Origin of the sequence: Clostridium fallax (assembly GCF_900129365.1) — a bacterium.
In the GTDB taxonomy this organism is placed as follows: Bacteria; Bacillota; Clostridia; order Clostridiales; family Clostridiaceae; genus Clostridium_AH; species Clostridium_AH fallax.
In genome coordinates, this window is the sequence record NZ_FQVM01000011.1 from 45,597 (window position 1) to 57,554 (window position 11,958).

The following is an 11,958-nucleotide window of genomic DNA, read 5'->3' on the forward strand; positions in this document are numbered from 1 at the left end:
TTGCCCCCTATATTATAGATATAATGCAGATAATTTCATAATTTCTTCCTGAGAAGTTTTATCTGAATCTACTATTCCAGCAACTCTTCCGTTACTCATCACTAAAATTCTATCTGATACCCCTAAAAGCTCTGGCATTTCAGAAGAAACCATAATTATTCCCTTACCTTCTTTAGCTAAATTATTCATAAGCTGATAAATTTCATATTTAGCTCCTACGTCAATTCCCCTTGTAGGTTCATCTAACATAAATACCTCAGGTCTTCTTAGTAACCATCTTCCAATTACAACCTTTTGTTGGTTTCCCCCTGATAAACTTCCTATTAAAGTTTTTTGAGAAGGTGTTTTTACCTTTAAAGATTTAATTATTTTTTCAGTATCCTCTTCCATTTTCTTTTCCGATAATAATTTTATTTTATTATTGTATGCCTTTATATTAGCTATAACAGTATTAAACCTTATAGAAAGCTTATCAAAAATCCCTGTTTGCCTTCTTTCTTCTGTAACTAATGCAAAGCCATTGCTCATAGCCTTAGCTGTAGTTAGATTATTAATTTCTTTTCCATGAAGATATATCTTTCCTCCAGCCACCCTTCTAGCTCCAAAAATAGCTTCTAAAAGTTCTGTTCTTTTTGCGCCTACAAGGCCTGCTATACCTAAAATCTCACCTTTTCTAAGATAGAAACTAACCTCTTTAAAGGTAGGTTCTATTAAACCTGTAAGATTTTCTACCTTTAAAATTACATCATCTATTTTATGTTCCTTAGGCGGAAATCTATTAGTAAGTTCTCTTCCTACCATAAGTTTTATTATCTTTTCCATTGTTAAATCTTTAGAGTTTTCTGTAGATATCCATTTTCCATCTCTCATTATTGTTACTTCATCTGATATTTTAAGAATTTCCTCCATTTTATGAGAAATATAAATTATACTAATACCTTCTTTTCTAAGTTTCTTTATTATTTTAAAAAGATGCTCTACTTCTTTTTCTGTTAAGGAAGATGTAGGCTCATCCATAACTATTATTTTAGAATCATAAGATACAGCCTTTGCAATTTCAACCATTTGCATCTGTGATACAGATAAAGTGTTAACCTTTCTTTTAGGATTTAAATCTATATCTAAATTTTTAAATATTTTCTCTGTATCTTTAAACATTTTTTCTTCATCAATAAATATTCCCTTATATGGATATCTTCCAAGCCAAAGATTATCCATAATAGTTCTTTGTCTAACTTGATTTAATTCTTGATGAACCATTGATATCCCATTATCTAATGCCTGTTTTGAATTTTCAAAACTAACTTTTTTCTTATTTATAAATATATCTCCACTATCACAATGATAAATTCCAAATAAACACTTCATCAGTGTAGATTTACCTGCTCCATTTTCCCCCATAAGAGCATGTACTGTACCTTTTTTTATTTTGAGAGTTACATTATCTAAAGCCTTAACCCCAGGAAATTCCTTAGATATATTGTTCATCTCTAAAACATACTCTAAAGCACTACTGTCATGTACACTTTTTTCCACTTGTCTCCCCTCCTTATTTAATAAAGAGATACACAAAAGTGCATCTCTTTTTAATTATTATTTATAAGCATCTTCTCCTACTGTTATATTTTCTTTATTTATTCCTACATAAGGTACACGAACAGCCTTTTTATCATCTAACTTCCACTCTGTATTTTCTAATAAGTCTTTTCCACTAGCTACATTAACTGATAATTCTACTAAAGCTTTTCCTTGATTCTTAGCATCATTTAAAACTGTTCCAGCTATTTTTCCTTCTTTAATTTTATCTAAAACTTCTGGTATAGCATCAACACCATAAATAGGTACATATTTACTGTCATCTTTTAAGTATCCTGCTTTTTCTAAAGAAGCTAATGCACCTAAAGCCATACCATCATTATTACAAACTACCATTTCTATATTATCGCCATATTTTGAAATCCAAGCATCCATCTTTTCAGTAGCCTTACCAGCATCCCACATTCCTGTATCTATAGCTAACTCTTCCACTTCTATTCCTGCATTTTTTACTTCTTCTATAGAATGTTTAGTTCTAGCTTCTGCATCAGGATGTCCTGGTTCCCCTTTTATTAATACATATTGAAGTTTTCCATCTTTATTTTTGTCCCACTTCTCTTTATTTTTTTGCCAATCATCAGCCATTAGTTTTCCCTGAAGTACTCCAGATTCTTTAGATTCTGTTCCTACATACCAACATTTATCATAACTGTCCATTGCAGATTTTTCTGGCTCTTTATTAAAGAATATTACTGGAATATCTTCCTTTTTAGCCTTTTCAATAACACTTGGAGCTGCTTTAGGATTAACTAAATTAATGGCTAATACATTTACTCCCTTTGCTATCATCGTATCTATTTGTTCTAATTGTTTTGCCTGATCATTTTGAGAATCATTCATAATTAACTCAGCTTTTCCCTCTGTCTGCTTTTCTATAGCTCGTCTAACATAAGACATAAAACTATCATCATACTTATATATAGTTGCTCCTATTTTAATTTTTTGTGGTTCTCCTGATGTAGCGGTTCCCTCATCATTTTTATTTCCACATCCAACTAATGTTCCTAATGCTAACATTCCTGTAAGCATTAATATAATACCCCTCTTTTTCATAATTTCCTCCTTATAATAAAAAAATATTTTTCATTTTAAGTTATATTAAAACGTATTCATGAATAAATTACTTTTTATGGTATTTATTTCAATAATATTATACCATTTTTTGGAATTTATTTAATATTTTTTTATTCTTTTTTAAAAAAATATTTTATTTTTATTTTTATTTATATTAATTTATTAAATTATTAAAAATTTTCTTTATTTTTATCATTTTTTTAATAAATTGTATAGTTATTTACAATTTAAAATTATATTTTTAAATTATAATTTATTTATTTTTATATTTTTATCATAAATAAATTAAAAAACTGCCTTTGAATAATTAAATCAATTACTCAAAGGCAGTTTATAATTATTTTTTATTTATTTTTGCTTTTTCCATTAATTTTCTTAACTTCTTTATTGCCATTTCCTTCAAATGCATTTATATACATTTGTTTTATTTCACTCATTAATGGATATCTTGGATTAGCTCCTGTACATTGATCATCAAAAGCTTGCTCTACCATATCATCTAGTGTTGCATAGAATTTCTCTTTAGTTACTCCACACTCTTCTATTGTCTTTGGCATTTTTACTTTCTCTTGAAGTTCTTTTATAGCTTTTATTAAAAGTTCAACTTTTTCGCTATCACTATTTCCACCAAGTCCTAAGTAATCAGCAATTCTTGCATATCTAAATGTAGCATTTGGATATTTGTATTGAGGAAATGCTGTTTGCTTTCTTGGTGCATCTGCTGCATTAAATCTTATAACTTCATTTATAAGTAATGAGTTTGCAACTCCATGTGGCACATGATGTGCTGCTCCTAATTTATGAGCCATTGAGTGACATACTCCTAAAAATGCATTTGCAAAAGCCATACCTGCCATTGATGATGCATGCGCCATCTTTTCTCTTGCCTTTACGTTAGTAGTTCCTTCTTCATATGCAAATGGTAAATATTTAAATATAAGTCTGATTGACTCTAAAGCTAATCCATTACTATATTCTGAAGCTAAAACTGATACATATGCTTCTATTGCATGAGTTAAAGCATCTATACCTGATGCTGCTGTTAGTCCCTTTGGCATACTCATCATAAGTTCTGCATCTACTATCGCCATATCTGGAGTTAATTCATAGTCAGCTAAAGGATATTTAACACCTGTTTGTTCATCTGTTATAACTGCAAATGGTGTAACCTCTGATCCTGTTCCTGATGATGTAGGTATTGATATCATCATAGCTTTTGTACCCATAGTTGGGAACTTATAAACTCTTTTTCTTATATCCATAAATCTCATAGCTAAATCTTCAAACCTTACTTCTGGATGCTCATACATAACCCACATAATTTTAGCTGCATCCATTGGTGATCCGCCACCTAATGAGATAATAGCATCTGGCTCAAAGCTCATCATTTCTGCTGCACCTTGTTTAGCTGTTTTTAATGTTGGATCCGGTTCAACATCTGAGAAAATTTTATAGTCTATCTTACATTCATCTAATACTCTAGTTATAGTATCTGTATATCCTAAATTATATAAAACCTTATCTGTTACTATAAATACTCTTTTCTTACCAAGATCTTTTAATTCTCTTAAGGCTACTGGTAAACATCCATATTTAAAGTACACTTTTTCAGGAACTCTAAACCAAAGCATATTTTCTCTCCTCTCAGCTACACTCTTTATGTTAATTAAATGCTTAGGACCAACGTTTTCTGAAACTGAGTTTCCTCCCCAAGTACCACAACCTAATGTTAATGATGGAGCTAATTTAAAGTTATATATATCTCCTATAGCCCCTTGGGATGCTGGCATATTTATAATTGTTCTACAAGTTTTCATTGCAGCTCCAAACTTTTCTATTCTATCCCTTGATTTAATCTGATCAGTATAAAGTACTGATGTATGACCAAATCCTCCAAGTTCTATTAATCTACAAGCCTTCTTTAATGCTTCATCAAAACTTTTAGCTTTATACATAGCTAAAATTGGTGATAATTTTTCATGTGAGAATGGCTCTTCAAGGTCAACAGATTCTACTTCTCCTATTAATACCTTAGCTGTTTCTGGAACAGTTACTCCTGCCATTTCTGCTATTTTGCCAGCACTTTGACCAACTATATTAGCATTTAAGGCTCCTTTTTCATTTAAAATTGTTTTTCTTACTTTATTTATTTCATCGCCCTTTAATATATAAGCCCCTCTTTCTGAAAGTTCTTTTTTAACTTCATCATAAACTTTATCCATAACAATTATACTTTGCTCTGATGCACATATTACCCCATTATCAAAAGTTTTTGATAAAAGAATTGAGTTTACAGCCATTTTTATATGAGCTGTTTCATCAATTATAGCTGGAGTATTTCCTGCTCCAACTCCTAAAGCTGGCTTTCCTGATGAATAAGCAGCCTTAACCATTCCAGGGCCACCTGTTGCAAGGATTATATCTGACTCTGCCATAACGTTTTGAGAAAGTTCTACTGAAGGTTCATCTATCCATCCTATTATTCCCTCTGGAGCTCCTGCCTTAACAGCTGCATCTAAAACTATTTTAGCTGCTTCTATAGTAGCCTTTTTAGCTCTTGGATGAGGTGATATTATTATCGCATTTCTAGTTTTTAATGATATTAAAGTTTTAAATATAGCAGTTGATGTTGGATTTGTTGTTGGAACTATTGCAGCTATAACCCCTATTGGTTCCGCAACCTTAGTTATTCCAAATGCTTCATCCTTAGCAATTACTCCACAAGTTTTTTCATCTTTATATTGATTATAGATATATTCTGCTGCAAAATGGTTTTTTATAACTTTATCTTCAACTATTCCCATACCACTTTCTTCTACAGCCATTTTTGCTAATTTTATTCTTGCATTATTTGCTGCCATAGCTGCTTGTCTAAATATCTCATCTACTTGCTCTTGAGTATAAGTTGCAAATATTTTTTGAGCCTCTCTAAGGGCTTGAATTTTTGCTGTTAATTCTTTAGCATTTGTTACTGCCATGTTATTATTCCTCCTAAGAATTTATATAAATTAGTATTTTTCTTATTTATTAATATTATTTTCTTTGTTGATTACAATATAATTTTATATTATTGTTTATTTTTTATCAATCTCTCCAAAGCTTTTCTAGTTAAATTTATAACTATATTAAATGTTTTCACTATTATTTTCAATGTTTTTCACTACATTTTAAATTTATTTATTGTTATTTAAAATACACAATTAACTTTTTTCTAAAATTTACATATAGTAGTTTGTTAATTAACAGATTAATCCTTTTTTCTTATAAATAAAAAAACTATGTTAAGAATATATTTAACTTAACATAGTAATTTTATTCATTAATATATATTTTATACTCCCTTTAACCCTAATAATTGAAAATATGTCTTAAAACCTTTGTTATCCCATTTTATATAACTTTCAATAACTCCAAGCAAATCTCCATAATTTATTCCTAATAATTTTTGAAAAGATAATAGATTATATATATTATCATTACACTGATTTAAAGGAATTAAAGAATTTAAGGATGATACATTAACTTCCATTGGATTTTTTAGTTTTTCTCCTTCATAAATTAAGTTTAAATAATCTTTTTCTTTATTACTTATATCTAATGAATATTTTTCCTTTAATATATTGCTTACAAGTTCTACTTTATAAGAATCTTTAAACTTTCCATTATAATCTTCTTTTTTAAAATAGTTTTCACTATCAAATACTATTTTATACTGGTTTTCTATAAAAGAAACTATATATGCAAATAAATAATCTCCACTTCCTCCAGATGTTATTCTAACTAAAATATCTTTTTCTTTTAAATTTCTAAAATTAGCTAAAAATAAACAACTATTATATCCTTCATTATTTGGAAAATTAATAGTTGTTTTTTTATTTGTAGCACCATCTATTATTTCTAAATAAATATTAGTTTTATAGTTACTTTCTCCCCCAGTATAATCTTTTCCTAAGAGAATTATTTTATCAGGAATGCCATCTCCATTTGTATCATCTTCTATAGTATCAATTACATAATTAAGCTCTTGTCTTCTATTTTTCAATATAAGTTCTTTAATATTGATTGGATGAATATTTTTCTTTTCTAAAATTTTAAACTCTTCAAAACTTTTCAATATAGATATCCTCTTAAATTTATATCAAATTATTATATGTAAAACCTTACTTTAAGGTTTTAACTTTCTCTCTAAAATCCTCTATAAATTTATATACTTCTTTTTTGCCAAAGTCATCAATTTCTCCTCTTCCTAATCTATCTGCAAGCGAAATCAAAGCGACCTCTTCTACATCTCCTCTTGAAAGCAAACCTTTTATATCACTAAAAGGAAGATTTTTATTAATAAAAAATGTATGCATATGATATCTAACTAAATATAAAACCTTATTTTTAAAATCTTCATCTACCTTTAGCTTTTCTAATATATCTTCTACTATTTTTTCTCCTTCAATATCATGATTATATGAAGTTATTCTTCCATCTCTTAATTTCGTAGTAGTTATTTTCCCTAAATCATGAAATAAAGCTGCCCACATAAAAGCCTTAGAATCCTTACTTAATTTTTTTATTTTTGCTGCCTCATCAACTACCATCAATGTATGTTCTAAAACATTACCTTCAGGATGATATTTTTTATTTTGAGGAATATCCTCTAATTTACTTATAAAATTAAAAGGTTCTTCCCTTAATAATCCTTTATTTATCATACTTCTTATATATTTAGATGGTTTTTCATCTTCTAATAAGTGATCATTTATTTCTTTAAAAATTTTTTCTTCTTCCAAAATAAACCCTCCTTATTTTTTATTTTATATTTATTATATCAACAATTATAAAATTTAATTATTTTTTGTTAATGAAAGTATTTTTATAAAAACTTTTGTTAATAATAATAATGGCTGTAAAATCAACCTCTTGAAATTTAAACTCCTATAATTATTAAAAGAGCATCTATTTATGAATTTTTCATTTTTAGATGCTCATTTTTTTCATTATATAATATAAAAATACTAATAAATTATATTTATTTTCTAATTATTTTTATACTTATTTAAAAATATTACTTTTTATTTTATTTAACCTTTCTCTATTACCTAAAATATCTTCATAATAAACTCTAAGAATCTCTCCAACACTCCACGCTTGAGAATAACATCCCCTTGGTGTATTTGGAAAATCTCCATCAAATATTTCGGCAATAGTTCCTAAACAATGATTTTTTAAATGATCTTCCATATCCTTCATTAAAGAATCTACAAAATCTATTGCCTCCTTAGAATAATCATTGACTTTACAATATGCAGTAAAAAATGCACCTAAAGGGAATGCCCAAACTGTTCCTTGGTGATAAGCCATATCCCTTTTTAATAATTCACCACAATAATATGGTTTATAATCTTTATTATCTCTACTTAAACTTCTTAATCCATAAGAAGTATATAATTCTTTAAAAACTTTATCTACTATCTTCTTCTCTTTCTCCCTATCAAGCATAGTAAACCAAAGAGAAACAGCCCATATTTGATTACATCTTATGCTATCATCCTTTTCATTATCATTTACCACATCATAAAGACATTTTTTATCTTCATTCCAAAATACTTTATAGAAGGATTTCTTTACTTTTTCCGCTAAGCTAAAATACTCATTTTCTTTTTTCTCTTCAAATTTACTACATAAAAGTCCTGCAATATTTAAGGCATTATACCATAAAGCATTAATTTCTACAGGCTTTCCATGCCTTGGAGTTACAACTATTCCATTTACCCTAACATCCATCCAAGTAACTTGATCTAATCCAGATCCTGCTGAAATAAGACCATCTTCCTCCATATGAATAGAAAATTTTGTCCCTTTTTTATAAAATTTAATTATATTTTTTATAGTAGGATATATTTCTTCCTTTATAAACTCTAAGGTTTTAGAATCGTTACCATAAAGCAATAAGCTATAAGCTGCATTTATAAACCACAAAGATCCATCTACAGTATTATATATAGGTTCTCTACCTTTTCCAGGAAACATATTAGGTATTAGTCCATCTTTTTCATATAAACTAAAACTTTTAAGTATTTCTTTGCAATCATCTAATCTATTAGTAGCTAAAGTTAATCCATTAATAGCTATCATAGCATCTCTTCCCCAGTCTAAAAACCATGGATATCCTGCTAGTATTGTTTTACAATTAGTTGAATTTCTTTCTACAATAAACTGATCCGCTGCTAAAGGTAAATATTTTGCTAAATCCCTTTTATCATTAAAAGTATTTTTTAATTTATTTATTCTTCCTATCTCCTCTTTAAAGATTTTCTCTCCACTAGGTTTATTAAAATAATTTAAAGTACATATTATATACCCTACTTTTCTTTCATAAGGCTTTAGTTTAAATTTAACTGTATTAGGTATATAAAATCTTTCATAAGGCTTTTTATCTCCAGTTGTCTTATCTATGTCGTAATAAACTTCTTCTGTTATTAAATCTAAATCTTTGGAATCGATTCCATTTTCCACCCAAAGATTTATTACAGCATCTTTTTTAATATGTGGTATTAATTTTAATCCATTTTCTATTTTCTCTTTATTAAAAACTAAATTTTCTTTATTATTATATATACTTAAATCCCTAAAGCACATAAGAGGATTAACTTCTAAAGATATATTATTTGATCCATTTTTTATATCATACTTAATAGCTACAAGGTTCTCTCTATATTTCATTACTATAGATTTATCTATTATAACATCCTCTACTACATATCTATAGTGAGGAATTCCATCATACTCAAAAGATTGCTGATTTTTGTATCCTTCTATAATAAAATCTTTGTATTTTGTTGTGAATAAAGGATATTTATTTTCATTTATATAGATATATTCCTCTAATTTTGATAGTATCATATATCTCTCCTCTGGAGAATTTATAGCTCCAACTAATAATCCATTATGTTTTCTTCCATTAGATCCTACAATACTACATCCTCCAAATCCACTTATACCATTTGCAATGATCCATTCCCTTTCTAATGATTTCTCATAAGTTATCCAGCTTTCTTTTCCAAATCTCAAAAATCTCACTCCTTTTTTTATCAAATCTATCTTATTATGTATTTTATCATTTTAATTTCTCCTTAACTATAAATATTTTTTAAAAATTTATAAAAATTTATATTTTCTTTATAATATATTTTAATTATAACTTTAGTTATTATATAATATAAGGATATAAAGTTAATCTTAAACTTTATTATACAAGATTTTTAAATTTACTACCTTTTATAGGAGGGGCAAAACAATTGAAAAAAGAAAATAAAAAAGAGAAAAAACCATTTTTTAAATCTTTTAATAACAGAAAAAAAAGATTAGTTTTAGCATCTGTAGGAATTACCTTTGTTTTCTTTTTACTTACGCTAAGATTGCTTTATCTAATGGTTTTTGACCATAAAGAATTAGCTGCTAAAGCCCAAGAACAATGGACAAACGAAGTAAAAATTGATGCTAAAAGAGGTAAAATTTTAGATACTAATGGATTAGAATTGGCAGTTAGCGCTAATGTATATAGAGTAGATTTAGATTTAAAATCTATTAGAGAATATATAGATTTAAAAAATAAAAAAAGTTCTGAAAAAATATCTAATGAAACTTTATCTAAAGATATTGGAAAAGCATTAAATATGGATGAAAATGAAGTTTTAAACAAACTAGAATACAAATTACCTAGCGGATTGCCTGCAAATTCTGTAACCTTAATAAGAAGAATAGAAAAAGAACAAGCAGACAATGTTAAAGCCTTAAAAATTAGAGGTATAATAGTATCCCCTGATACTAAAAGATATTATGTAAATAATAACTTACTATCTCATGTAATAGGAGTTACAGATACTGACTCTAATGGTCTTTCTGGAATAGAACTAGAGTACAATAAAGAACTCTCCGGTATTCCTGGAATGGTAATAGGAGAAGTTGATAGGCAAGATACTGCTCTTCCTTATTCTGAATCTACTTTTATACATCCAGTTAACGGAAAAGACGTAACATTAACTATAGATGAAAGACTTCAAAATATTGCAGATAAGGCTGCAACTAAAGCTATGACAGAACATAAAGCAAAGGCTGCTTCAATTATAATTATGAATCCTAAAAATGGTGAAGTTTTAGCTTTAGCAAATAAACCAGACTTTAATCCTAATAATCCTTATGCAGGAGCTGAAAAATTTGATGGGAAAACTAACTCAGATAAACTTCAAAAGATGTGGAGAAATATGGCTGTTAGTGACGCCTTTGAACCTGGATCAATCTTTAAAATAATAACAGCTATGGCTGCTTTAGAGGAGGGAGTTGCTGGAGGTAATGAAACTTACTACTGTCCTGGTTTTCTAAAATTTCCTGGAATGAGTTCACCTATTCATTGTTGGAAAAAAGAGGGGCATGGTACAGAAACTTTTTCTCAAATAATGCAAAATTCATGTAATGTAGCATTTATGGAAATAGGTGCAAAATTAGGTAAGGAAAGATTAAATGAATATATTAAAAAGTTTGGATTAGGTCAGCTTTCAGGAATAGATTTACCTGGAGAAACTCCTGGAATAGTAAAACCTATCGATGAAATAAGTCCAATAGATCTTGCTACAATATCTTTTGGACAAACTGATACTGTAAATCCTATTCAATTTATGGCTGCAGTTAATGCTGTTGCTAATAATGGAGTTTGGATTCAACCTCATGTTATGAAAGAAATTTCTCATATTGATAATAATGGAGAAAGAGTTATTGATAAAAAATTTGAGCCGAAAACAAAAGAGGTAGCTAGTGCTGAAAGCTGTGAAAAGTTAAGAAAAGTTCTTGAAGATACTGTTTCTAAAGGTTCTGGAGAACATGCCTATATAGAAGGCGCTCATATAGGTGGTAAAACAGGAACTGCCGAAAAAGTTTATAACGGAGTTTATATGCCTGGTAAATATTTATCATCCTTTGTTGGTATGGCTCCTTGTAACGACCCTAAGGTTACAGTTATGGTTGTAATAGATGAACCTAAGGGAGAATATTTTGGTGGACTTATCTCTGCTCCTATTGCTCAAACAGTATTTGAAGATTTAATTGGATATTTAAATTTAAATTAGAGTTTTTAGATTAATATTTATTTAAAATAATAATTTATAACATAAAAATAGTATCTTAAGTAATTTATCTTAAGATACTATTTTTATATATTTAATAAATATTTTTTTATTTAAAAATTGTAACCTATAATTAAATAATTTATTTTATTTCTTTGATTATATATTTTAATTTATC

Annotated in this window: 7 protein-coding genes; 1 reads left to right on the top strand and 6 read right to left on the bottom strand. The window is 27.9% G+C overall.

The features are described from left to right. Positions 1 to 12: 12 nt before the first annotated feature. The 6 genes from mglA to BUA70_RS07185 form a co-directional block, all read right to left on the bottom strand. Positions 13 to 1,536 carry a galactose/methyl galactoside ABC transporter ATP-binding protein MglA gene (gene mglA, locus BUA70_RS07160; RefSeq protein ID WP_278337199.1) on the bottom strand — a complete coding sequence of 508 codons (1,524 nt, stop codon included), beginning with the start codon at positions 1,534 to 1,536 and terminating at the stop codon, positions 13 to 15. Positions 1,537 to 1,593: 57 nt separating this feature from the next. Beyond that, the gene (gene mglB, locus BUA70_RS07165; protein ID WP_072895536.1) at positions 1,594 to 2,649 is read right to left on the bottom strand and encodes a galactose/glucose ABC transporter substrate-binding protein MglB; all 1,056 of its coding nucleotides are present in this window, start codon (positions 2,647 to 2,649) and stop codon (positions 1,594 to 1,596) included. Between the two features lie 365 nt (positions 2,650 to 3,014). Further along, entirely contained in the window at positions 3,015 to 5,648 is a 2,634-nt protein-coding gene (gene adhE, locus BUA70_RS07170; RefSeq protein WP_072895539.1) for a bifunctional acetaldehyde-CoA/alcohol dehydrogenase, read from the bottom strand. A gap of 353 nt (positions 5,649 to 6,001) precedes the next feature. Next, positions 6,002 to 6,784, bottom strand: coding sequence for a hypothetical protein (locus BUA70_RS07175; protein ID WP_083573481.1), 783 nt, complete (start codon positions 6,782 to 6,784; stop codon positions 6,002 to 6,004). A 46-nt stretch (positions 6,785 to 6,830) separates the two neighbouring features. After that, the gene (locus BUA70_RS07180; RefSeq protein WP_072895543.1) at positions 6,831 to 7,451 is read right to left on the bottom strand and encodes an HD domain-containing protein; all 621 of its coding nucleotides are present in this window, start codon (positions 7,449 to 7,451) and stop codon (positions 6,831 to 6,833) included. A 262-nt stretch (positions 7,452 to 7,713) separates the two neighbouring features. Next, positions 7,714 to 9,732 (bottom strand): amylo-alpha-1,6-glucosidase, encoded by a 2,019-nt coding sequence (locus tag BUA70_RS07185; RefSeq protein ID WP_072895546.1) that lies wholly within the window; start codon positions 9,730 to 9,732, stop codon positions 7,714 to 7,716. Positions 9,733 to 9,959: 227 nt separating this feature from the next. Here BUA70_RS07185 and BUA70_RS07190 point away from each other — a divergent pair, with 227 nt between their 5' ends. Beyond that, on the top strand, positions 9,960 to 11,783 hold the full coding sequence (locus BUA70_RS07190) for a stage V sporulation protein D (protein ID WP_072895548.1): 1,824 nt from the start codon (positions 9,960 to 9,962) through the stop codon (positions 11,781 to 11,783). Positions 11,784 to 11,958 lie beyond the last annotated feature (175 nt).

What these genes read in the sequence shown, in the direction of transcription:
- mglB (WP_072895536.1), bottom strand. Translation starts at nt 2,649, where the DNA reads ATGAAAAAGAGGGGTATTATATTAATGCTTACAGGAATGTTAGCATTA.
- adhE (WP_072895539.1), bottom strand. Translation starts at nt 5,648, where the DNA reads ATGGCAGTAACAAATGCTAAAGAATTAACAGCAAAAATTCAAGCCCTT.